Here is a 22,777-nt window from a genome sequence, read left to right on the forward strand (position 1 = left end):
GCGGCCCGTGCGGAGGCGCGTGCCTGATCAGGCCGGTCGGGGAGTGGCCGCGGAGCGGCTACGTCTCCCGTTCCCCCGTCGCCCCCGCCACCGTGAACCCCGTGACCGTGCCGCCGCCCTCGCGGTGGAAGGCGTAGGGCGCTCCGCCGTGGGCGAGGGCCACCTCGCGGACGATGGAGAGGCCCAGGCCCGAGCCCGGGAGGGAGCGGGCGTCGGCGGCTCGGTAGAAGCGGTCGAAGACGCGGGTCAGGTCGTCGTCGGCGATGCCCGGGCCGCGGTCGCGGACCTCGACCCGGACCGTGCCCGGGCGGGCCGGGCCGGCCACGTGGATCTCCACGGGCGCGCGGCCCTCGCGGTCGAACTTGACCGCGTTCTCCACCAGGTTGGACAGCGCCCGGGTGAGCATCCCGGGACGGCCGTGGGTCGTGGTGTGGCCGCTGGCGCGGACCACGATCTCGCGTCCCGTGCGCCGTCGGGCGACGCCCGCCACCTCCTCGGCGACGTCCGCGAGGTCGATCCTCTGCGGCGGCTCCGTGTCGGACTGCCCGGCCGCCAGGTCGACCAGTTCGTTGACCAGGTCGGTCAGCTCCCGCGCCTCCTGCGCGAGATCGGCGACCAGCTCCTCGCGGCTGTCGGGCGGGAGTTCGTCGATGCGGCGCAGCAGCGAGATGTTGGTGCGCAGGGAGGTGAGCGGGGTGCGCAGTTCGTGTCCCGCGTCCTGGACCAGCCGCCGCTGGTCCTCCTCGGACTGGGCGAGCCGGCCCAGCATCCGGTCGAAGGCTCGGCCGAGGCGCCCCACCTCGTCGTAGCCGGCGACCGGCACCTGGATGCCGAGGCGGCGCGTGCGGGCGACGGCCTCGGCGGTGTTGGTGAGCACCACGAGCCGGCGGGTGATGCGCCGGGCCAGCCACCAGCCGAACAGCCCGGCGGCGACCACCACGGCCGCCATCAGCAGGAACGTCCGCCGCTGGAGCGCCCGCAGCAGGTCCTCCGTGTCGCTGAACTCCTGCGCGACCTGCACCGCGCCCCGGCTGCCGCCCAGGGAGACGGTCGCGACCCGGTACACGTCGTCGCCGACGTCGACCCCGGCGTGCACGACCACCCGCCCCGCCGTGGCGGCGCCCGCGATCCGGCGGTCGTCGTCCTCCACCGGGAGTCCGGGGTTGCCGGGGTCGACGATCCCGCCGTCGGGGCCCAGCACCTGCACGTCCGTGCGGGCCGGCCGCACCAGGTCGTGGCCGGGCGCGGCGGAGGAGAAGTCGTGCGGCGACATGCGGTTGCGCCGGACCTCGTCCCGCAGGTCCTGCACCACCTCGTCGAACACCGACTGCTGGTCCACCCGCACCAGCCGCGCGGCCGCGTTGTACGACAGGAAGCCGACCAGCAGCGTCACGGTCGCGGTCACCGCCGCGAACGCCACCGCGAAGGTCGTGCCCAGCGACAGCAGCCGCATCCGGTGACGCGGGACCGACGGCCCGTGCGCACCGCCGCCGGCGGCCACTCAGCCCTCCCGCAGGACGTAACCCACCCCGCGCACCGTGTGGATGAGCTGCGGGGCGCCGGGCTCGTCGAGCTTGCGGCGCAGATAGCCGACGTAGACGGCGAGGTTCTTGGAGCCGGGGCCGAAGTCGTAGCCCCAGATGCGGTCGTAGATGGTGGAGTGCTCGAGGACCACGCCCGCGTTGCGGATCAGCAGTTCCAGCAGCTCGAACTCGGTGCGGGTCAGCTCCAGTTCGCGGTCGCCGCGCCAGGCCTGGCGGGCCTGCGGGTCCATGCGCAGCCCGGCCGCCTCCAGAAGGCGCCCGGAAAGTCCCGACGGCTCGGGCGGCGTCCCGGGCTCCGGGGCGGCGGCCGGCCCTGACTCCGCGGGCGCGGGAGCCGCGCGGCGCAGCAGGGCGCGGAGCCGGGCGAAGACCTCCTCGACGTCGAACGGCTTCACGACGTAGTCGTCGGCGCCCGCGTCGAGCCCGGCGATCCGGTCGGCGGTCTCCACCAGCGCGGTCAGTATCAGCACCGGGGTGCGGTCGCCCTCGGCGCGCAGCACCCGGCACACCTGGAGTCCGTCGATGCCCGGCATCATCACGTCGAGCACCAGCACGTCGGGCCGCATGCGGTGGGCCTGCGCGAGAGCCTCGACGCCGTCGGCGACGGCCGTGACGCGGTAGCCCTCCAGGGTCAGCGCGCGCTCCAGCGCGTTGCGGATGGCGCGGTCGTCTTCGGCGAGCAGAACGGTGTGCGGCACCCGCCCAGTGTGCCAAGCCGCCGGAGCCGGGCGGCCCCGCCGGCCGCCCGGACCTCCGCTTCTTACCGCCGTCTCACCCGCCAGGGCGCAGCGCGGCGAGCCGTTCCTCGAAGGGGGTCACGTTCTCGAACGAGTCCTTCCTGGGGAGCGGGGCGCTTCCCGACGCCCCCCGCCCAGGCGCGGCGCCGCTGCCGTTCACCGCCCGCACCGCCCCGTCCGGAGCCGCCTGCCGGGGCAGCGACCGGGCCGACGTGCCCGCCGCCAGCGCGACCAGCTCCCCCGCCGCCCGCCCGATCCGGGCGTCCAGCCCCTCCGCGCCCCAGTCCTCCGACGCCGCGTAGACGCCCGTCGGGACGACGACCGCGCGGAGGTAGGAGAAGAGGGGACGCAGGGCGTGGTCCAGGACCAGGGAGTGCCGCGCGCTGCCGCCCGTCGCCGCGATCAGCACCGGCGTGCCGGTCAGGGCCTCCGTGTCGGTGGAGCTCAGCGCGTCGAAGAAGGACTTGAACAGCCCGCTGTACGACGCCGAGAACACCGGGGTGACCACGATCAGGGCGTCCGCCCCGCCCACCGCGTCGAACGCGTCCGACAGGGCGGGCCCGGGGAAGCCGTTGGTGAAGGTGTGCGCGATCTCCACGGCGAGGTCCCGCAGCTCGATCACCCGGACGTCGGCCGGGTCCGCGCCGGCCGCGGCGACGGCGGCCGAGGCGAGCCGGTCGCCCAGCAGCCGGGTGGACGACGGCACGCTCAGCCCGGCCGAGACGACGACGATCCTCATGCGCGCGCCCCTTCCTGTGCGGCGGCGTTCTTCCGCGCGGCGCCCAGCAGCGAGGCGTGGGTGGGCGCCTCCGGCACGTCGGCCGGACGGTTCTTCGCGAATTCCTTGCGCAGCACCGGCACGACCTCCTCGCCGAGCAGGTCGAGCTGCTCCAGCACCGTCTTCAGCGGCAGGCCCGCGTGGTCCATCAGGAACAGCTGGCGCTGGTAGTCGCCCGCGTAGTCGCGGAAGGACAGCGTCTTCTCGATCACCTGCTGCGGGGAGCCCACGGTCAGCGGGGTCTGCGCGGTGAACTCCTCCAGCGAGGGCCCGTGCCCGTACACCGGCGCGACGTCGAAGTACGGCCGGAACTCCCGCACCGCGTCCTGCGAGTTCTTCCGCATGAACACCTGCCCGCCGAGCCCGACGATCGCCTGCTCCGGGGTGCCGTGCCCGTAGTGGGCGTACCGGCTCCGGTACAGCTCGACCATCCGCTTGGTGTGGTCGGCCGGCCAGAAGATGTTGTTGTGGAAGAAGCCGTCGCCGTAGTACGCGGCCTGCTCGGCGATCTCCGGCGAGCGGATCGACCCGTGCCAGACGAACGGCGGCACGCCGTCCAGCGGGCGGGGTGTGGAGGTGAAGCCCTGCAGCGGGCTGCGGAAGCGTCCCTCCCAGTCGACGACGTCCTCGCGCCACAGCCGGTGCAGCAGCGCGTAGTTCTCGATCGCCAGGTTGATGCCCTGCCGGATGTCCTGGCCGAACCAGGGGTAGACCGGGCCGGTGTTGCCGCGGCCCATCATCAGGTCCACCCGGCCGTCCGCCAGATGCTGGAGCATCGCGTAGTCCTCGGCGATCTTCACCGGGTCGTTGGTGGTGATCAGCGTGGTGGAGGTGGACAGCTGCAGCCGCTCGGTGCGGGCCGCGATGTAGCCGAGCATGGTCGTCGGCGAGGACGGCACGAACGGCGGGTTGTGGTGCTCGCCGGTCGCGAACACGTCCAGGCCCACTTCCTCGGCCTTCAGCGCGATGGCGACCATGGCCTTGATCCGCTCGCGCTCGGTCGGCGTGCGCCCCGTGGTCGGGTCGGGGGTGACGTCCCCGACGCTGAAGATCCCGAACTGCATGGCCGCTCACCTTCCAGGTTGTTGACGGTTCAACTATACCCCTGGAACGACACCCCGCCCCGTCCTATTCCGCCTGCCCGGACACGGCCTCCCGATCCCCCGTCCCCACCGGCACCGGCTCCCCCGCCCGCAGCCGGGCCGCCTGCTCGGCGCCGTACTCCGTGGTGCGCCGCATGTGCTCGATGAACAGCGCCAGCTCACGGTCGTCCAGGTCGTCGAAGAGCGCGAACCAGCCGCTCCCGACCCGCTCCCACACCCGCGCCACCTCGGCGACCCGCTCCGGCACCGGCGCCACCAGCACCACCCGCCGGTCCCCCGCGTCCCGCTCGCGGACCACGTACCCGGCCCGCTCCAGCCGGTCCACCAGCCGCGTCGCCGACCCGGTCGTCAGCCCCGTCAGCTCCGCGATCCGCCCGGTCGTCACCGGGCCGGGCTCCAGGGTGAGCAGGTTCAGACACTGCAGGTCGGTCGGGTGCAGGCCGAGGCGGTCGGCGAGCGCCTGGTTGAACAGCGCGTACGACGCCATGTAGCGGCGGGCCACCACCGCCAGCTCCGCCATCAGCCGCGCCCGCCGCTCCCCCGGCGGCCCCTCCGTCGTCGCCGTCGTCGCCCTGTCCCCGGCCCGTCCGTCCGCTGCGTCCGTCACGGGGCATGTATCCCGCGGACCGCGGCGGCGCAGGCGCCCTCCAACAGGTGACGCGGACGGCCTCCGGCGGTGAGCGGGCGGTCTCCGGCGGTGAGCGGGCGGCCTCCGGCGGTGAGCGGGCGGCCTCCGGCGGTGAGCGGGCGGCCTCCGGCGGTCACGCGGACGGCCCGTGCGAAGCTGCCGCCATGCTGATCCTCCGCTCCGCCGCCCTGTTCGTCCTCGCCGCGATCCTGGAGATCGGCGGCGCGTGGCTGGTCTGGCAGGGCGTCCGCGAACACCGCGGCTGGATGTGGGCGGCCGGCGGCGTCCTCGCCCTCGGCGCGTACGGCTTCGTCGCCACCTTCCAGCCCGACGCCCACTTCGGCCGGGTGCTCGCCGCGTACGGCGGCATCTTCGTCGCCGGGTCGATCCTGTGGGGCGTCGTCGCCGACGGCTACCGCCCGGACCGCTGGGACATCGCCGGCGCGCTGGTGTGCCTGGCCGGCATGGCGCTCATCATGTGGGCCCCGCGCAACGGCTGACCGGGCACCTGACGAGCGCCCGCCCGCGCCCGAATCCGCCCCGCCTATGCTGGCCGGGCGCGCCCGTACCGCACGCGCCGACCGTCCACCCCCGCCACCGCCCGCCCGAGGAGCAGCCCATGGCCACCGCCGTACCGTCCGCCGCGTCCCGTATCGCCGTCGTCACGGGCGCGAGCAGCGGGATCGGCGCCGCCACCGCGCGCAGGCTCGCCGAGGCCGGCTACCGGGTCGTCCTCACCGCCCGCCGCAAGGACCGCATCGAGGCGCTCGCCGAGGAACTGACCGCGGCCGGGCACTCGGCGACGGCGTACCCCCTCGACGTCACCGACCGCGCCGCCGTCGACGAGTTCGCCACCGCGTTCCGCACCGTCGGCGTCCTGGTCAACAACGCGGGCGGCGCCCTCGGCGCGGACCCCGTCGCCACCGGCGACCCGCAGGACTGGCGCACGATGTACGAGACCAACGTCATCGGCACCCTCAACCTCACCCAGGCCCTGCTGCCCAAGCTCGACGCGAGCGGCGACGGCACGGTCGTGGTGGTCTCCTCCACCGCCGGACACGCCACCTACGAGGGCGGCGCGGGATACGTCGCCGCCAAGCACGGCGCGCACGTCCTCGCCGAGACCCTGCGCCTGGAGATCGTCGGCCGCCCGGTGCGGGTGATCGAGATCGCGCCCGGGATGGTGAAGACGGAGGAGTTCGCCCTCACCCGGTTCGGCGGCGACGCGGAGAAGGCCGCCAAGGTCTACGCGGGCGTCGCCGAGCCCCTCACCGCGGACGACGTGGCCGACACCATCGCCTGGGCCGTGACCCGGCCGCCGCACGTCAACATCGACCTCCTGGTCGTCCGCCCGCGCGCCCAGGCGTCCAACACGAAGGTCCACCGGGAGGCACGATGACGACGGAGGGCGGGACGGCCGGGGGCGCGGCCCCGGAGAGCGGCGGGACCACGGACGGCGAGCGGCGTCGCCTCGAACTGGAGAAGAAGCGCGAACGCTACGTCTGGCTCTACCTCGGGTACTTCCTCTTCGGCATCCACATCGTGGCGTTCGTGATGATCTACGCGGTGAAGCACGCCCCGTAGGGCCATCCTGTACGGGTACGGAGGGACCCCGACACCGAGGAGGACGGGCCATGCGCGACGTGACCTACGCGATGGGCATCTCGCTCGACGGCTACATCACCGGGCCGGACGGCGGCCTCGACTGGTCGGCGCCCGAGGAGGACGTCTTCCGCTTCTGGATCGAGGAGACCCGGAAGCTCGGCGTCCATCTGCTCGGCCGGCGGCTCTACGAGACGATGCTCTACTGGGAGACCGCCGCGGACGACCCGTCACTCGGTGACGCGGAACGCGAGTGGATCCAGGTGTGGAACCCGCTCCCCAAGGTGGTCTTCTCCCGCACGCTCACGGAAGTGAAGGGCAACGCCCGCCTGGCCTCGGGCAGCGTCGCCGAGGAGATCGCACGGCTGCGGAAGGAACCCGGCGAGGGCGAGATCGCGATCGGCGGCGCGACCCTCGCCGCCGAGGCGGCCGCGGCGGACCTGATCGACGAGTACCGCACGGTGGTCCACCCGGTCCTCCTCGGCGGAGGCACCCGCTACTTCCCCCACGACGAACGCCGCGTCCACCTGGACCTGGTGGAGACCCGCACGCTCACCCCGAACACGGTGTACCTGCGCCATCGCGTCAAGCGGTGACGGGGGCCGGAACGCCGACTCCCGCCGAGTTGACCCACATGGGTGAACCTCGTCGATCACCCATACGGCCGCCGAACGGCCGACCTAGGCTCGCGCCAGACGATCAACTCGACGGCCCTCGCCCGGATGCCGGTCCGCAGCGAGGGCCTGACCAGCAAGGAAGGCGCGCTTCCTCATGGCTGCATACGAGCCTATCCCTCACCCGTTCATGGACCTCGCTGTCCCCGAGTACGCCTACATGTTCGGCTTTCTGCAGGCCGACGGACACCTGGCACAAGAAGTCGGACAGAAGGGCAGGCTGACCGTCGAGATCAGCGCCCGGGACATCGACCTGCTACGCGAGTTCCAGCGCCTGACGCCCTACAGCAGCAGCGTCAGCAAACGCACGAGGCCCACCAACTTCGCCATTACGCACACGTCGGCGACATGGACGTTGTGCTCCCTAGAGGCCAGGACGATCCTGCACGCCGCTGGCATCCCTTATGGTCGAAAATCGGACACCATCGCCCCGCCAAGCGGCAGTTTCTCCGGCCGGGACTACCTCAGGGGCCTCGTCGACGCCGACGGGTCCGTGGGTCATACCAGCAGAGGGTTTCCTTTCGTCTCCCTCACGACGGCCAGCACGGCCATCGCCCGCTACTTCTGCGAGTACGCCCAAGAGGTGACCGGGGTCCAGCGCACGGTCAACCGGAACGCCCGAGACGGCATCTACAACGTCATCGTCACGATGGAGGCGGGCCAGCGACTGGCCGCCGACCTCTACTACCCGGGCTGCCTGGCCCTGGCTCGGAAGCAGATCGCCGCCGACTCATTCGCCACCTGGGAGCGGCCCGCAGGCATGCGAAACGCCTATACGGCACGCCGATGGACGGCAACGGAGGACCGCATCCTGCTACAGCTCAACAGCCCTACTGCCGCGGCCGAGGTTCTCGGCAGGACGCGACAGAGCTGCAATCTCCGTATGTGGCGACTCCGGTCCGGGCAAGTACCGATGCCCAGCGATCATTGAACAGATAACAGTGGTCCCTGGCAGGATCGCCGGGGACCACTGTCGTCAGCCCTTGACGCAGACGACCTGCTTCAGCTTCGCTACGACCTCCACGAGGTCGCGCTGCTGGTCGATGACCTGCTCGATCGGCTTGTAGGCGCTCGGGATCTCGTCCACCACGCCGGAGTCCTTACGGCACTCCACGCCCTGGGTCTGCTCCTCCAGGTCCTTCGCCGTGAACCGCCGCTTCGCCGCGTTGCGGCTCATGCGCCGGCCCGCGCCGTGCGACGCGGAGTTGAAGGACGCCGCGTTCCCGAGACCCTTCACGATGTACGAGCCGGTGCCCATCGAGCCCGGGATGATCCCGTACTCGCCGGAGCCCGCGCGGATCGCGCCCTTGCGGGTGACGAGCAGGTCCATACCGTCGTAGCGCTCCTCCGCCACGTAGTTGTGGTGCGCGCTGATCTCCTGCTCGAAGGTGGGCTGCGCCTTCTTGAACTCCTTGCGGACCACGTCCTTCAGGAGCGCCATCATGATCGACCGGTTGTACTTGGCGTACTCCTGCGCCCAGAACAGGTCGTTGCGGTACGCCGCCATCTGCGGGGTGTCCGCGACGAAGACCGCGAGGTCCCGGTCGACCAGGTTCTGGTTGTGCGGGAGCTTCTGCGCGACGCCGATGTGGTGCTCGGCGAGCTCCTTGCCGATGTTGCGGGAACCGGAGTGGAGCATGAGCCAGACGGAACCAGACGTATCGGTACACACCTCAACGAAATGATTCCCCTGGCCAAGGGTTCCCATCTGGGTAGCCGCCCGGCCCTTGCGAAAATGCACCGCCTCCGCCACCCGGTCGAACCGCTTCCAGAAATCGTCCCACCCGGCGGTGGCCAGTCCATGGAACTTCCCGGGGTCCACCGGGTCGTCGTGCATGCCCCGGCCCACCGGGATCGCCTGCTCGATCTTCGAGCGCAGCCGGGACAGATCACCCGGCAGGTCGTTCGCCGTCAGGGACGTCTTCACCGCCGACATGCCGCAGCCGATGTCCACGCCCACCGCCGCCGGGCACACCGCGCCCCGCATCGCGATGACCGAGCCGACCGTCGCGCCCTTGCCGTAGTGGACGTCCGGCATCACGGCCAGGCCCTTGATCCACGGCAGGGTGGCGACGTTCCGGAGCTGCTGGAGCGCGCCCTCCTCGACCGTCGTCGGGTCCGTCCACATCCGGATCGGCACCTTCGCGCCCGGTATCTCCACGTACGACATGACGTCCTCATTCCCCCGGAAACACAACAGAAGTAGCGAAACGCAAAACCGGCGCCAAGGTCGATGAAAAGGGATGACGGACCGGCGTCCGCGGCAGTGCGTGCGATACACATTGTCTGCGAACGGCTCCCCCCTGCGGCAAGCGATTAACCAGCGGGGACACTGGAAGGATCCGGCGGGCCGCGGCCCGCACCCACCGTCGAGAGGACCTGGACCGTGCAGCGGAAGGCGTACGGACCCGGCGTCGCCGCGCTCCTCGCGGCCGTACTGGCCGGCTGCACGGGCAGCCCGGACGGCGGCGGGCAGGCGGACGACTCCAACCCGGGCAGCGCCGGCACGGCGACCCAGGCGGCCCAGCCCGGCCGGTACGCCACCCTTCCCGAGCCCTGCGGCGCCGTCGGCGACCGCACGCTGGAGGAACTCCTGCCCGGGCTCACGGGGTTGACGGACGAGCAGCAGCGGGAGAAGGCGTACGCGGGCGAGGCGACGCTCACGTACGACACCGACCGCAAGGTGGGCTGCCGCTGGAAGGTGGAGTCCCTCGCGGCGACCGACCGGCTGCTGGTGGACTTCGAACGGGTCGTCTCCTACGACAACGCGGTCAGCGACGACGCCCAGGCCGAGGAGCTGTTCGCCCGGAAGCGGACGGCGGCGCAGCTTCCCGTGCCGACGGTGACGGGCTCCGGCTCCCCGTCCCCGACGGGCTCCGGCGCGTCCACCGGCCCGGCGGACCCGGGCGGTTCCGCGTCGGCGTCGGGCTCGCCCGCCTCGCCCTCGTCCACCGCGTCGCCGTCCGTCGCCCCGTCCGACCTCCAGCCGCGCGTCCTGGAGGACCTGGGCGACGAGGCGTTCCTCGACGACGCGCTCGACCGCTCCGGATCGACCGTCCAGGAGCGCACCGTGACTGTGGCGTTCCGCACGTCCAACGTCATCGTGACCATCGAGTACGCGGAGCAGCCGGTGACCGTCGGAGCTGTGCCGGACAGCAAGGAAATGCAGGACAGGGCCCGGAAACTGGCCGCCGAGCTGTCCGACTCGCTGGGCGGCTGACCCTCGTTCACCGCCCCTCCACGCTCTCCGCGAAGCCCGCGAAGTACGGCCGTCCGGGTGACGAGGCGCGTACCGTGACCCCTCGGACACCGTTCCGACCGCAGGGAACACGAGCGTCATGAGTGAAGGAACCATGCAGCGACGAGCACAGCGAGAGCAGCCCGAGCGAGCCAAGCGCCTGACCCGCGTCCTTGTCTGCGCGGCAGCCGTCCCCGTGATGCTGGTCGCGACCGGCTGCTCCTCGGACTCCGGGTCCGACGACGGCGGTGACAAGGCGGCGAGCGCCTCCGCGTCGGCCAGCCCGTCCCCGACCGTGCGGGCGGCGGCGTACCGGACGCTGCCCGAGGCGTGCGGCGTGCTGAGCAAGAAGACCCTCAAGGACCTGGCGCCGAAGGCGAAGTCCGGCAAGGAGGGCAGCTCCGACGACGTGGCCTCGCGGGCGAGCTGCTCCTGGAGCAGCCTGGACAACAACGGCGTGAAGGGCTCGCAGTTCCGCTGGCTGAACGTGTCGCTGCTGCGCTTCGAGTCGGACACCACGCGCGGCCCGGGCGAGAAGCTGGCGCAGGAGTACTACGACAAGCAGGTGCGCGACGTCCGGGCGACGCCGGGCGCGCGGAGCGTGAGCGCGCAGCCGGTGGCCGGCACGGGCGACGAGGCGACCGCGGTGCGGTACGACCTGAAGAAGGACGAGGGCACCTTCAAGCAGCAGACGGTCGTGGCGCGGGTGGAGAACGTGGTCGTCACCCTCGACTACAACGGTGCGGGCCTGGCGGGCGACAAGACGCCGGACGCCGACGCGCTGATGGCGGACGCGAAGAAGGCCGCCCGGGAGGCGGTGCTGTCCGTGACGAAGGCCAACGGCCCGGGTGCGGCGAGCGGTTCGCCGTCGGCCGCGGCGTCGGGCAAGCCGTCCGCGCCGGCCTCGAAGGCGCCCTCGGCGTCGGCCTCCGCCGAGAACTGAACCGGCTGACGACAGAAGCTGAACCAGAACCGGCCACCCGTCCTCCGCACACATGTGCCACTCTGTTGCGCGCAACAACACGCACTGGGAGGGGAGTACGGGTGGCCGCGCCCATTCAGCTGACACGGACGCACCGGGTTCTCATCGGCGTGGTCGTCTCCGGTGCCGTCGTCATCGCCGGGATCGGCTTCGCCGGTTCGTACGCGGCGGTCCGTGAGCTGGCCCTGAAGAAGGGCTTCGGCGACTTCAGTTACGTCTTTCCGATCGGCATCGACGCGGGCATCTGCGTCCTGCTGGCGCTGGACCTGCTGCTGACGTGGATCCGCATCCCGTTCCCGCTGCTGCGGCAGACGGCGTGGCTGCTGACGGCGGCCACGATCGCCTTCAACGGCGCGGCGGCCTGGCCGGATCCGCTCGGTGTGGGCATGCACGGTGTGATCCCCGTGCTGTTCGTGGTGTCCGTGGAGGCCGCCCGGCACGCGATCGGCCGGATCGCCGACATCACCGCCGACAAGCACATGGAGGGCGTCCGGCTCACCCGCTGGCTGCTGTCGCCGGTGCCGACGTTCCTGTTGTGGCGGCGGATGAAGCTGTGGGAGCTGCGTTCCTACGAGCAGGTGATCAAGCTGGAGCAGGAGCGGCTGGTCTACCAGGCCCGCCTGCGCTCCCGCTTCGGCCGCGCCTGGCGCCGCAAGGCCCCGGTGGAGTCCCTGATGCCGCTCCGCCTCGCCAAGTACGGCGTCCCCCTCGCGGACACGGCCCCGGCGGGTCTGGCGGCGGCGGGCATAGAACCGGCGCTGATACCGCCGGCGCCGGACATGACCGCAGCCGCGGGCAGTCGTCCCGCAGGCATGGCCCAGGTGCCGTCCGGCGAGCAGCGCCTGGAGCTGGAACCGGACCGCAGGGACGAGGAACCGTCCAACCCCTGGCTGCACGCCCGCGACCCGCAGTCCGTGGAGTACCACGGCGGCTACGACCCCGAGTTCGACCCGGACGAGTACGCCCGCTGGATGGCCGAGCAGCGCCAGGCGGAGCAGTACGAGGACCAGTACCAGGAGGAGCCGCCCCTCCAGGAGCCCGCCCCGGAGGAGACCGGCACGTTCCCCATCCCGGTCATCCCGGGCGGCCGCACCCGCGAACTGGGCGAGGGCGGCGCGGCTCCCGTCGCGGAGCCGGGCGAGGACGACTTCTACCAGGTCTTCCGGCAGTCGATAGACGGCAGCTACCCGACCCCGCGCGTCCTCGGCGACAACATCGAGGCGACCTACGGGGTGACGCTGAGCCCGAGCGCCCTGAAGGACCTCACCGAACGCTTCCAGGCCCGCCACGCAGCGGAACTGGAGGAGGACCACATCGCCTGACCGGCGCACGCGTACGGACACGAGGAGGGGCCCTGATGATCCGGGCCCCTCGCGTTGTGACGCTCGTCCCGCGCCGGCCAGAAGGGCACCGCTTCGTGCTCACGTCCGTACCGTCGCATGGCTGTGGCCATCCGGCCGTGGCGGCGACGGCCTTGTCCAGCCGGCTCCTGGGCAGCTGGATCCCATCCGTGCCTTCGGGATCGCCCATGTCGTTCGCCGGCTTCGCCCTGTCCGCTGACGCAGCCGCCGTCGACGACGGAGGGGCGCCCGGTGACGGTGACCGGGCGCCCCTCCGTCGTGCGTGTGCGCCTTACGCGCCGAGCAGGTGCCGCACCCGCTCCTGCCCCACCGCCAGCAGCAGCGTCGGCAGGCGCGGACCCGTGTCGCGGCTGACCAGGAGCCGGTAGAGGAGGGCGAAGAAGGACCGCTGGGCGGTCTTGATCTCCGGGGGGAGCTCCTTGGGCGTGGCGTCGGCGGAGAAGCCGGCCTGGACCTTCGGGACGCCGTAGACGAGGTGGGTCAGGCCGTCCAGGGACCAGTTGTCGGCGAGGCCGTCGAGGAGGAGCCGCAGAGACTCCCGCGCCTGCTCGTCCAGCGACTTCAGCAGCTCCGTGTCGGGCTCGTCGCGGACGATGGTGCGCTGGTCGGCGGGGACGTGGGTGTTGATCCACGCCTCGGCCTTGTCGTAGCGCGGGCGGGCCTCGTCGAGGGAGGTCAGCGGGTTCGACGGGTCGAGGTCGCTGAGGATGCGCAGCGCCTGGTCCTCGTGGCCGGCGGTGATGTCGGCGACGGAGGCCAGCGTGCGGTAGGGCAGCGGGCGGGGCGTGCGCGGCAGCTCGCCGCTCGCCGTGCGCACCGCGCGGGAGTGCGCGGCGGCGTCGGCGGGCAGCGCGGTGCCGTCGGCGACCTTGGCCTCGAGGCGGTCCCACTCGTCGTAGAGGCGCTGGATCTCCTGGTCGAAGGCGACCTTGAAGGACTGGTTGGGCTTGCGGCGGGCGTACAGCCAGCGCAGGAGCTGCGGCTCCATGATCTTCAGGGCGTCCGCCGGGGTGGGCACGCCGCCCTTGGACGACGACATCTTCGCCATGCCGCTGATGCCGACGAAGGCGTACATCGGGCCGATCGGCTGCCTGCCGCCGAAGATCCCGACGATCTGCCCGCCGACCTGGAACGACGAGCCGGGCGAGGAGTGGTCCACGCCGCTGGGCTCGAAGATCACGCCCTCGTAGGCCCAGCGCATCGGCCAGTCGACCTTCCACACCAGCTTGCCGCGGTTGAACTCGTTGAGCCGGACCGTCTCCGAGAAGCCGCAGGCGGTGCAGGAGTAGGTCAGCTCGGTGGAGTCGTCGTCGTACGACGTGACCGTGGTGAGGTCCTTCTCGCAGTTGCCGCAGTACGGCTTGTACGGGAAGTACCCGGCGGAGCCGGAGCTGCCGTCGTCCTCGGCGGCGGCGCCGGAGCCCTCGGCGGCCTCCAGCTCCGCCTCGTCGACCGGCTTCTGCTGCTGCTTCTTCGCCGGGGCCTTCTTGGTGCGGTACTGCGCGAGGATCGCGTCGATGTCGCCGCGGTGCTTCATGGCGTGCAGGATCTGCTCGCGGTAGGCGCCGGAGGTGTACTGCTGCGTCTGGCTGATCCCGTCGAACTCCACGCCCAGCTCGGCCAGCGACTCGATCATCGCGGCCTTGAAGTGCTCGGCCCAGTTCGGGTGCGGGGAGCCCTTCGGGGCGGGGACGGAGGTCAGCGGCTTGCCGATGTGCTCGGCCCAGGACTCGTCCACGCCGGGGACGCCGGCCGGCACCTTGCGGTAGCGGTCGTAGTCGTCCCAGGAGATCAGGTGGCGCACCTGGTACCCGCGGCGGCGGATCTCGTCGGCGACCAGGTGCGGGGTCATGACCTCGCGCAGGTTGCCCAGGTGGATGGGGCCGGAGGGGGACAGCCCGGACGCGACGACGACCACCGGCGCGTCAGCGCCTGATGTTTTCGCGCCCGGGGCCCGACGCTCCGACTCCTCGATGACCTCATCCGCGAAACGGGAGACCCAGTCGGTGGTCTCGGTGCTCTGAGCCACGATCGGCACGTCCTTCTTTCTGCTCGGGCAGCCGGTACGGTCGCACGGCTGACCGTGCCATTCTCCCAGCTCCCCCGGCCACCGCGAAAACGCCTTTTCACCGGCCCGGGGACGGCCCGGACGCGACCCGGGCACGGCCCGGGGGGGCCTTCGGCGACGCCTCCGCGCCCCCGCGCACGGAAAAACCGCTTTACCCCCCATGGGATACTGGCCGTGTCTATCTGAACCCACGAGGAGAACGGCACCCACTCCATGGCCTCGGTCACATCGCTCACCGATCTCGTCAGCAAGCAGCTCACGTCCGCCCTCTCCGCCACCCGGCCGGAGACGTCCGCGGACCCGCTGCTGCGACGCAGCGACCGGGCGGACTTCCAGGCCAACGGGATCCTCGCGCTGGCGAAGAAGGCCAAGGCCAACCCGCGGGACCTGGCCACGGAGGTCGTCTCCCACATCACCACCGGTGACGTGATCAAGGACGTCGAGGTGTCCGGCCCCGGCTTCCTCAACATCACGATCGCCGACCGGGCGGTCCTGGAGAACCTGGCCGCGCGGTACGCGGACGGGACGGGCCGCCTCGGCGTGCCCCTCGCCGAGAACCCGGGCATCACGGTGATCGACTACGCCCAGCCGAACGTGGCCAAGGAGATGCACGTCGGCCATCTGCGGTCCGCGGTGATCGGCGACGCCCTGCGCGGCATGCTCGACTTCACCGGTGAGAAGACGATCGGCCGGCACCACATCGGCGACTGGGGCACCCAGTTCGGCATGCTCATCCAGTACCTGATGGAGCACCCGGGCGAGCTGGCCCCGCCCTCCGAGGTCGACGGCGATCAGGCCATGTCGAACCTCAACCGGATCTACAAGGCCTCCCGGGCCGTCTTCGACGCCGACGAGGCGTTCAAGGAGCGGGCGCGCAAGCGGGTCGTCGCCCTGCAGTCCGGCGACAAGGAGACCCTCGAGCTGTGGCAGCAGTTCGTGGACGAGTCGAAGGTCTACTTCAACTCGGTCTTCGACAAGCTCGACATGGAGATCCGCGACGACGAGATCGTCGGCGAGTCCGCGTACAACGAGGGCATGCCCGAGACGGCGCGGCTGCTGGAGGAGATGGGCGTCGCCGAGCGCTCCGAGGGCGCGCTGGTGGTGTTCTTCGACGACATCCGCGGCAAGGACGACAAGCCGGTCCCGCTGATCGTGCAGAAGGCCGACGGCGGCTTCGGCTACGCGGCCTCCGACCTCACCGCGATCCGCAACCGGGTCTTCGACCTGCACGCCGACACCCTGCTGTACGTGGTGGACGTGCGGCAGTCGCTGCACTTCAAGATGGTCTTCGAGACCGCCCGCCGGGCCGGCTGGCTGAACGACGACGTCACCGCGCACCACATCGGCTTCGGCACGGTGCTGGGCGCGGACGGCAAGCCGTTCAAGACCCGTGAGGGCGAGACCGTCCGGCTGAAGGACCTGCTGGACGAGGCCGTGCAGCGGGCCGCCGAGGTCGTCCGGGAGAAGGCGAAGGACCTCACCGAGGAGGAGATCCAGGAGCGGGCCGCGCAGGTCGGCATCGGCGCCGTGAAGTACGCGGACCTGTCGACGTCGCCGACCCGCGACTACAAGTTCGACCTGGACCAGATGGTCTCGCTGAACGGCGACACCTCGGTGTACCTGCAGTACGCCTACGCCCGTATCCGGTCGATCCTGCGGAAGGCCGGCGACGTACGCCCTGCCGCGCACCCGGAGCTGGAGCTGCACGAGGCGGAGCGGGCGCTGGGGCTGCACCTGGACGCGTTCGGGGACACGGTGTTCGAGGCGGCGGCGGAGTACGCGCCGCACAAGCTGACGGCGTACCTGTACCAGCTGGCGTCGCTGTACACGACGTTCTACGACAAGTGCCCGGTGCTGAAGGCGGAGTCGCCCGAGCAGGTGGAGAACCGGCTGTTCCTGTGCGACCTCACGGCCCGCACGCTGACCAAGGGCATGTCCCTGCTGGGCATCAGGACGCCCGAGCGCCTCTGACGCGCTCCGGCCCCTACGGCACACGGCCCGTCCGCTCCCTCGGGGGGAGAGGACGGGCCGCGGTCGTGTCAGGGCCCCCGTGGGCGCCGTGGGTCAGCGGCAGTTCACCCAGGTGTTGGACTTGATGTAGCGGGAGACGCTCCCGGTCTCCTTGTAGCCGCGCGGGACGATCCCGCTGGAGCCGCCGTGGTTCTTCGCCGAGTACCACTTGAAGTCGCAGGACTTGCCGTGGTTGTACCAGGACTTGAAGTTCTGGAAGACCACGAACTGGGTCAGGTCCTTGTTCGTGCCGGCGACCTTCTGCATGCGGCCGGTGTAGTTCTGACCGGACCAGACGCAGAACCAGCCCGACGGACAGTCGCTCGCGGCCGACGGCGCGGCCGGGGCGGCGCCGGCGCTCCCGGCGGTGCCGGCCAGCAGGCCTCCGGTCATCGCGACCCCCGTGGCCAGGACGGCGAGCTTGCGGGTGATGGTCATGTCGTTCCCCCTTCGAAACGCGATGGGCGCCGACCCGGTGGGCCGGCTCGTCACCGAGACTGGCGGACGCCCGCCGACGGCCGCCACGGTTGCCGGCGAAGTGACGTCACCGCGGGACATCCCAGCCTCTGACCTGCGGTTTCCCACATCCGTGGGACGGTCCGGCGGGACGGCGGGACGCCATGGCCGGATCGGTGCGGGGCCGCACCCGAAGTCCCGTGCGCGCGGCCGCCGTTGTTGCAGAATGCGAACGGGGAGAACCCGCACACGCGATCGGGGGAAATGATGTCGCGTTGGAAAGCACTGCCCTCGGAGCTCGATCCGAGGGCACGGCATCTGGTGGTGAGCCTGCGCCGCCTGAAGGACCACAGCGGGCTGAGCATGCGGCAGCTGGCCGCGAAGACGGGGTACAGCACGTCGTCCTGGGAGCGGTACCTGGGCGGCAGGTCGCTGCCGCCGAAGGAGGCCGTCGAGGCGGTCGCGGCGGTCGCCGGGGAGGACCCGACGCGTCTGCTGGCCCTGTGGGAGGTCGCGTCGGCGGCCTGCGCGGGACAGCCCGCGGACACGGACGACGCCGACAGCACCCCGCCCCCGGTGACCCCGGAAGCGCCGGCCCGCCACAGGCCCGCGCGGGCCGTGATCGTCACCGGCGTCGTCGCGCTCGTCCTGGTCGCCGCGTCGGCCGCACTGCTCGTGGCGCGGTTCGCCGGGGACGACGAGGGCCGGGCGCGGCCCCCGGCGGTGTCGTCGGCCGCACCGGCCGGCGCCGCGGCGCCGCCCACGGTCCCGTCGTACAGCTGCCGGGTCGAGCGGGTCGGCGGGCAGTGGTTCGCGGGGCTGAGCCGGACGCAGGACGCGATCCTGGCGACCGGGCAGGCGGGGGCGCAGGTCGCGGAGGCGCAGTGTCTGCTGCGGCGGGCCGGGTTCCCGCCGGGGGACATCGACGGCATCTACGGGCCGAGGACCGAGCGGGCCGTCCTGCGGTTCCAGCGGGAGGCCGGTCTGGTGGAGGACGGCATCGTCGGCCCGCACACCTGGGGAGCCCTGCGCGGATGACGCCCCCACCGGAACGGGCCGAACTGGCCGCCGCCCTGCGGGAGGTGCGGCAGCGCACGGGGCTGAGCCTGACGGGTCTGGAGGAGCGCACCCCGTTCAGCAAGTCCTCCTGGGGGCGTTATCTCAAGGGCGACACCCTGCCGCCCCGGGACGCCGTGCGGGCGCTGTGCCAACTGGCGGGCGAACCGGACGCGCGCTGTCTCGCGCTGTGGGAGATCGCGGAGGCGGCGGGCAGCGGGCGCGCCGCCCACGCCCCGGCGGACGCGCCGTCCCGCGCGGAACCCGAGCGGGAGGCGTCCGCTCCGCCGCCACCCGAAGGGATGAACCGGAATCGGACGTTGCGCGTCGCGGTGGCGGTCGCGGCCGTGCTGGCGGTGCTGGCCTCGGTCGTCGCCGCGATCGTGCTGCTGACGGACGACGGGAGGCGGGAGGAGTCGGTCCGGGCGACCGCCTCCCCGGGGGCGACCGTCGTCCCGCCGCCCCGCTGCCGGGGCGCGTCCTGCGCGGGCAAGGACCCTTTCAACATGCTGTGCGGGGTCCGCCCGGACACCCTCACCACCTACCGCACGGCGGCCGGCGCCCGCCTGGAGCTGCGGCACAGCTCCCGGTGCGGGACGAGCTGGGCGCGGATGTGGGCCACCGAGATCGGCGACCGCATCGAGCTGGTCGCCCCCGGCCCGCCCCGTTCCGCCGAGGTGACGGACGCCCTGGACGCGCGGGCGTACGTCTACACGCCGATGGCGGAGACGGCCCCCGGCACGGTCGTCCGGGCCTGCTTCCACCCTGCGCATGGCGAGAGGAGGCGGGAGTGCTTCGAGGCCACGGTGCGCTGACCGGCTCACCGGGCTTGAGAAGTCAGTCCCGCAGCGCCGCCCCCAGCCTCCGCAACCCCTCCGCGATCTCCTCCGGCGTCTGCGTGACGAAGCACAGGCGGAGGGTGGAGCGGTCGGGTTCGCCCGCGTGGAAGGGGGCGCCGGGGACGTACGCCACGTCGTGCCGGACCACCTCGGGCAGCAGGGCCGTGGTGTCGTACGAGGACGGCAGGCGCACCCAGAGGAACATGCCGCCCTCGGGACGCGTCCAGACCGAGCCGGCGGGGAGCGCGTCGGGGAGGCCGGCCAGCATGGCGTCCCGGCGCTCGCCGTAGACGCCGGCCACGCGGCGGACGTGGGCGTCCAGGTCGCGGTCGGCGAGATAGCGGGCGGCGGCGAGCTGGTTGACGGTCGGGGTGTGCAGGTCGGCGGCCTGCTTGGCGACGGCGCAGGCGCGGCGGATCCCCTCCGGCGCGCGCAGCCAGCCCAGCCGCAGCCCGGGCGCCATGATCTTGGAGAGGCTGCCCAGCAGCACCGTGCGGTCCTCGGCGCCCGGGTGGGCGGCGATCCACGGCACCCGTTCGCCCTCGTACCGCAGTTCGCCGTACGGGTCGTCCTCGACGATCCACAGTCCGCGCCGCGCGGCGACCTCGGCGACGGCGGCCCGGCGGGCGGCGGGGAGGGTGCGGCCGGTGGGGTTCTGGAACGTGGGCACGGTGTAGAGCAGCTTGGGCCGCTCGCGGACCACCAGCTCCTCCAATGCCGCCGGGTCCAGGCCGTGTTCGTCGCCGGGCACCGCGACGATCCGCGCCCCGGCGAGCCCGAAGGACTGAAGCGCCGCGAGATAACAGGGGTCTTCGACCAGCACGGTGTCGCCGGGCTCGATCAGCGCCGCGGCGAGGAGGGACAGCGCCTGCTGGGAACCGGTGGTGACGAGCAGGTCGTCGGGCGAGGTCACCAGCCCCCGCGCGCAGGCGCGTTCGGCGAGCGCGGCCCGCAGCGCCGGTTCACCCTCGGTCGTGGAGTACTGCAGCGCCCGCGCGGGCATCTCGGCGAACACCGCGCGGTACGCCTCCGCGATCCCGTCCGCGTCGAACAGTTCCGGCGCCGGGAGACCGCCCGCGAAGTTGATCACCTCGGGGCGGGCGGTGACGGCCAGGATGTCCCGGACGGGCGAGCCGCCGACCGCCGAGGCCCGCGCGGCGAGGGGCGGGGCGGGAGCGGAGGCGTTGGCCGGGGCAGGGGCGGCGGGCGGCTCGGTGACGGTCATGCGGGGCTCCGGGGGCTGACTGGGTGACGGGGCGTCCCCGCAGCCTAGAAAAGCCTGTGCCTTCTACACGCGCCTTTCCGCGATCCGGACGCCCGCCCCGAAAACCGCCCTACTCCAGCTTCGTCGTCCCCTCCGGCACCCACCCGTCGCCGCCGATCGGGAACTCGTACGCAGGACGCCCCTTGTTGCCGCTGGTGCGGAAGGGCCGGCCCTGGTCGTCGACGGTGAGCGTGCCGCTGCGGTCGCCGCTGGACCACTTCAGCTCCAGGTACCAGTCGACGTCGTACGAGCTGACGGAGGCGGTGATGTAGTACACCTCCGGGTCGGACTCGCTGACCTTGAACGGGAAGTCGTCGTTGCCCGGTTCGGGGGCGAGGGACGGGCGCGCCGAGTCCAGGGAGACGGCGAACGCCCGCGTCTGGACGCCGCCTCCGCAGCCCACGCCGGGGTAGGCCATGGCGTAGTCGTTCCAGGCGAGCGGCGCCCGCTTGCCCGCGACCCGCACGGTCAGGCCGTCGACGACGACCGTCTCGGGGCCGGTGCCCTGCACGGTGAGCCGCAGGTACTGCTGCCCCGAGGACACCGCGCCGTGCGCCGCCACCCAGGCCGGAGCGCCCTCCTCCAGCGGCGGCGGCTTCATCTCGCTCGCGGGCTTGTCGACGAGGTACCGCTGCGAGCAGGGGCTCTCCCACGCGTACGGTTCCGCCCGCACCGTGACCGGCACACCGCTCTTCCGCTTCTCGCCCTCCGGGGCGTCGGCGGGCGCGGAGCCGGCGGGCGTCCTGGTGGGGCTCTTCTCCTTGGCGGAGGTGGACGGGGAGGCGCTGGAGGAGGACGTCGGCGAGGCGGGCGTGGTGGTGCTCTCCTCCGCGGTCACCCCGGCCGCGCCGACCGGGCGGTGCCGTCCGGCGCCGGCGTCACCGTCCGAGCCGCCTCCGCCCGGCAGCCCGACGGCGAAGGTGACCCCGGCGGCCACGGCGGCGACCGCGATGCCCGCGAGGACGACGGTACGGGTACGGCGGCGGGAGGGGGCGGGGTCCGTGGTCCCGGCCTCGGGGGCCTCCTGCACAGGGCTGGTAATCGTTGGGCCAACCGGGGCTGCGGAGGGTTCCTCCGCCGGGGGCGCGTCAGCGGCGGCCGTCTCCCCGGGCCCGGTATCCGCACCCTCCTCCACCGAAGGCGTCCCGGCGACAGCGGCCGGCTTCCGCTGTCCCCGCACCGCGTCCGCCAGCACCCACCGCCGGTGCAGCTCGACGAGTTCCTCGGAGCGCGCCTTGCACAGCCGGGCCAGCCGCTCCACCGGGGCGTAGTCGGCCGGCACCGCGTCCCCGTTGCAGTACCGGTGCAGGGTCGACGTACTCATGTGCAGCCGCTTGGCGAGCACCCCGTAGCTGAGCCCCGACCGGTCCTTCAACTCGCGCAGCAGCGCGGCGAAATCCGCCGCCGCCGTCTGTTCCGACACCGTTCCTCCACTCCCCCGTGTCCCGTTCCACCGTTCCAGGGGACGGCCGTTCCCCCAGGTCAGCGCGGTGTGAGCGTTCCAGCGTCCCGGAAGTCCCGTCGACGGTGGCGGCCGGGACGGATCACGCCGCACGCTCTGGTCATCCAAGCACGCCGCTCCCGCCGACCGGTCGAGCGGCTGCGCCAAGTCCCGTCCGATGACAAGGAATTCGCCATGCGCACCTCTCGCCTCCAGCTCCTCGCCGCCGCCGGTGTCGCCGTCGCCTCCCTCGCGCTGACCGCCTGCCAGGACGGCACCGGCACCCGCGACGAGGGCGGGTCCGCCTCGCAGCCGGTCGCGTCGGCGCCCTCCGGCAGCTCCTCGCAGGCGCCCAAGGAGGGGGCCGCCTCGGGCGACAAGGGGAACGGCTCCACCGCGAACGGGTCCGGCGGGGACGCGGCCGGCTCCGGCGACAGCGGCAAGGGCTCCTCGAGCGGCCAGGGCTCCTCGGCCGGCAAGGGCTCCGGTTCGGGCGGCTCCGACGACGGCCCGGCGGCGTTCAACCCCTGCAACGGCTCGAACACCTCCGTCAGCGCCGCGCCGGTCTCCCGCCCCGTGAACCACATGGTGATCACGGTGAAGAACACCGGTTCGAAGAACTGCGACCTGACCTACTACCCGGTGCTGCGGTTCGACGAGATGCAGTGGGTGCCGCAGCCGGTCGAGGCGTCCAAGCCGCAGGCCGTGGTCACGCTGGCCCCGGGTGAGTCGGCGTACGCGGGTGTCCTGCTGTCGGCCGCCGACGGCAGCGGCACGGGCGGCGCCACCGGCAAGAAGCTCACCGTCGGCTTCCAGGGCCGCACCCCGAACAGCGACGGCGGCCCCGCCGCGATCCCGTCCCTGCCGGCCGACGGCGTGTACTACGACAGCAGCCTGACGGTGACGTACTGGCAGTACTCGATGGACGAGGCGCTCACGTACTGAGCCGCGGGCACGTCCACGACGGGCGGGTTCACCTGCGACAGCGGGTGCACC

At 72.4% G+C, this 22,777-nt stretch carries 22 protein-coding genes; 12 read left to right on the forward strand and 10 right to left on the reverse strand.

Going from position 1 to position 22,777, the window contains the following annotated elements:
• Positions 1–58: 58 nt before the first annotated feature.
• From ACQY0Z_RS04720 to ACQY0Z_RS04740, 5 genes are all read right to left on the reverse strand, one after another.
• A complete protein-coding gene (locus ACQY0Z_RS04720) occupies positions 59–1,453 on the reverse strand; it encodes an ATP-binding protein (RefSeq protein ID WP_189906162.1) in 1,395 nt (464 codons plus the stop codon).
• Between the two features lie 48 nt (positions 1,454–1,501).
• Positions 1,502–2,242, reverse strand: a complete 741-nt coding sequence (locus ACQY0Z_RS04725) for a response regulator transcription factor (protein ID WP_189906096.1) — start codon at positions 2,240–2,242, stop codon at positions 1,502–1,504.
• 73 nt (positions 2,243–2,315) lie between these two features.
• Entirely contained in the window at positions 2,316–3,020 is a 705-nt protein-coding gene (locus tag ACQY0Z_RS04730) for a CE1759 family FMN reductase (RefSeq protein ID WP_189906098.1), read from the reverse strand.
• Complete coding sequence (locus ACQY0Z_RS04735) at positions 3,017–4,123, reverse strand: LLM class flavin-dependent oxidoreductase (RefSeq protein WP_189906100.1); 1,107 nt, start codon at positions 4,121–4,123, stop codon at positions 3,017–3,019. The genes ACQY0Z_RS04730 and ACQY0Z_RS04735 overlap by 4 nt, the downstream gene beginning before the upstream one ends.
• 64 nt (positions 4,124–4,187) lie before the next feature.
• Positions 4,188–4,682, reverse strand: coding sequence for a MarR family transcriptional regulator (locus ACQY0Z_RS04740; RefSeq protein WP_189906164.1), 495 nt, complete (start codon positions 4,680–4,682; stop codon positions 4,188–4,190).
• A gap of 272 nt (positions 4,683–4,954) precedes the next feature.
• Between ACQY0Z_RS04740 and ACQY0Z_RS04745 the strand changes: the two genes are divergently transcribed.
• The 5 genes from ACQY0Z_RS04745 to ACQY0Z_RS04765 all read left to right on the forward strand — a co-directional run bounded on the left by ACQY0Z_RS04745 (position 4,955) and on the right by ACQY0Z_RS04765 (position 7,997).
• The gene (locus ACQY0Z_RS04745) at positions 4,955–5,290 is read left to right on the forward strand and encodes a YnfA family protein (RefSeq protein ID WP_026244069.1); all 336 of its coding nucleotides are present in this window, start codon (positions 4,955–4,957) and stop codon (positions 5,288–5,290) included.
• Between the two features lie 119 nt (positions 5,291–5,409).
• Positions 5,410–6,189, forward strand: coding sequence for an SDR family NAD(P)-dependent oxidoreductase (locus ACQY0Z_RS04750; protein ID WP_347225331.1), 780 nt, complete (start codon positions 5,410–5,412; stop codon positions 6,187–6,189).
• A complete protein-coding gene (locus tag ACQY0Z_RS04755; protein ID WP_189906104.1) occupies positions 6,186–6,374 on the forward strand; it encodes a hypothetical protein in 189 nt (62 codons plus the stop codon). The genes ACQY0Z_RS04750 and ACQY0Z_RS04755 overlap by 4 nt, the downstream gene beginning before the upstream one ends.
• A gap of 50 nt (positions 6,375–6,424) precedes the next feature.
• Positions 6,425–6,988, forward strand: coding sequence for a dihydrofolate reductase family protein (locus ACQY0Z_RS04760; RefSeq protein WP_254587181.1), 564 nt, complete (start codon positions 6,425–6,427; stop codon positions 6,986–6,988).
• 175 nt (positions 6,989–7,163) lie between these two features.
• Positions 7,164–7,997 (forward strand): LAGLIDADG family homing endonuclease, encoded by an 834-nt coding sequence (locus ACQY0Z_RS04765; protein WP_439811870.1) that lies wholly within the window; start codon positions 7,164–7,166, stop codon positions 7,995–7,997.
• A 45-nt stretch (positions 7,998–8,042) separates the two neighbouring features.
• Here the strand turns inward: ACQY0Z_RS04765 and ACQY0Z_RS04770 are convergent, their stop codons facing one another.
• Positions 8,043–9,236, reverse strand: coding sequence for an RtcB family protein (locus tag ACQY0Z_RS04770; protein ID WP_254587183.1), 1,194 nt, complete (start codon positions 9,234–9,236; stop codon positions 8,043–8,045).
• Between the two features lie 216 nt (positions 9,237–9,452).
• Between ACQY0Z_RS04770 and ACQY0Z_RS04775 the strand changes: the two genes are divergently transcribed.
• The 3 genes from ACQY0Z_RS04775 to ACQY0Z_RS04785 all read left to right on the forward strand — a co-directional run bounded on the left by ACQY0Z_RS04775 (position 9,453) and on the right by ACQY0Z_RS04785 (position 12,608).
• Positions 9,453–10,286, forward strand: a complete 834-nt coding sequence (locus ACQY0Z_RS04775) for a DUF3558 domain-containing protein (protein WP_381724398.1) — start codon at positions 9,453–9,455, stop codon at positions 10,284–10,286.
• Positions 10,287–10,419: 133 nt separating this feature from the next.
• Complete coding sequence (locus ACQY0Z_RS04780; RefSeq protein WP_254587185.1) at positions 10,420–11,247, forward strand: DUF3558 family protein; 828 nt, start codon at positions 10,420–10,422, stop codon at positions 11,245–11,247.
• A 101-nt stretch (positions 11,248–11,348) separates the two neighbouring features.
• A complete protein-coding gene (locus ACQY0Z_RS04785) occupies positions 11,349–12,608 on the forward strand; it encodes a DUF2637 domain-containing protein (protein ID WP_189906114.1) in 1,260 nt (419 codons plus the stop codon).
• A 310-nt stretch (positions 12,609–12,918) separates the two neighbouring features.
• Here the strand turns inward: ACQY0Z_RS04785 and lysS are convergent, their stop codons facing one another.
• Positions 12,919–14,685 carry a lysine--tRNA ligase gene (gene lysS / locus ACQY0Z_RS04790; protein ID WP_439811871.1) on the reverse strand — a complete coding sequence of 589 codons (1,767 nt, stop codon included), beginning with the start codon at positions 14,683–14,685 and terminating at the stop codon, positions 12,919–12,921.
• A 243-nt stretch (positions 14,686–14,928) separates the two neighbouring features.
• Between lysS and argS the strand changes: the two genes are divergently transcribed.
• Positions 14,929–16,686 carry an arginine--tRNA ligase gene (argS, locus tag ACQY0Z_RS04795; protein ID WP_189906118.1) on the forward strand — a complete coding sequence of 586 codons (1,758 nt, stop codon included), beginning with the start codon at positions 14,929–14,931 and terminating at the stop codon, positions 16,684–16,686.
• A gap of 93 nt (positions 16,687–16,779) precedes the next feature.
• Here the strand turns inward: argS and ACQY0Z_RS04800 are convergent, their stop codons facing one another.
• Positions 16,780–17,163 (reverse strand): peptidase inhibitor family I36 protein, encoded by a 384-nt coding sequence (locus ACQY0Z_RS04800; RefSeq protein WP_254587186.1) that lies wholly within the window; start codon positions 17,161–17,163, stop codon positions 16,780–16,782.
• Positions 17,164–17,448: 285 nt separating this feature from the next.
• Here ACQY0Z_RS04800 and ACQY0Z_RS04805 point away from each other — a divergent pair, with 285 nt between their 5' ends.
• On the forward strand, positions 17,449–18,219 hold the full coding sequence (locus ACQY0Z_RS04805) for a peptidoglycan-binding protein (protein WP_189906122.1): 771 nt from the start codon (positions 17,449–17,451) through the stop codon (positions 18,217–18,219).
• Positions 18,216–19,052, forward strand: a complete 837-nt coding sequence (locus ACQY0Z_RS04810) for a helix-turn-helix domain-containing protein (protein ID WP_347225339.1) — start codon at positions 18,216–18,218, stop codon at positions 19,050–19,052. Before ACQY0Z_RS04805 ends, ACQY0Z_RS04810 begins: the two co-directional genes overlap by 4 nt.
• A 22-nt stretch (positions 19,053–19,074) precedes the next feature.
• Here ACQY0Z_RS04810 and ACQY0Z_RS04815 read toward each other — a convergent pair whose 3' ends face one another.
• Entirely contained in the window at positions 19,075–20,301 is a 1,227-nt protein-coding gene (locus ACQY0Z_RS04815) for a PLP-dependent aminotransferase family protein (protein WP_439811872.1), read from the reverse strand.
• Positions 20,302–20,410: 109 nt separating this feature from the next.
• Entirely contained in the window at positions 20,411–21,763 is a 1,353-nt protein-coding gene (locus tag ACQY0Z_RS04820; RefSeq protein WP_439811873.1) for a helix-turn-helix domain-containing protein, read from the reverse strand.
• Between the two features lie 213 nt (positions 21,764–21,976).
• On the opposite strand from ACQY0Z_RS04820, the gene ACQY0Z_RS04825 reads away from it, so the two are divergent.
• Positions 21,977–22,726, forward strand: a complete 750-nt coding sequence (locus ACQY0Z_RS04825; RefSeq protein ID WP_254586930.1) for a DUF4232 domain-containing protein — start codon at positions 21,977–21,979, stop codon at positions 22,724–22,726.
• Positions 22,727–22,777 lie beyond the last annotated feature (51 nt).

Origin of the sequence: Streptomyces sp. P9-2 (assembly GCF_051903975.1) — a bacterium.
GTDB lineage: Bacteria > Actinomycetota > Actinomycetes > Streptomycetales > Streptomycetaceae > Streptomyces > Streptomyces cellulosae.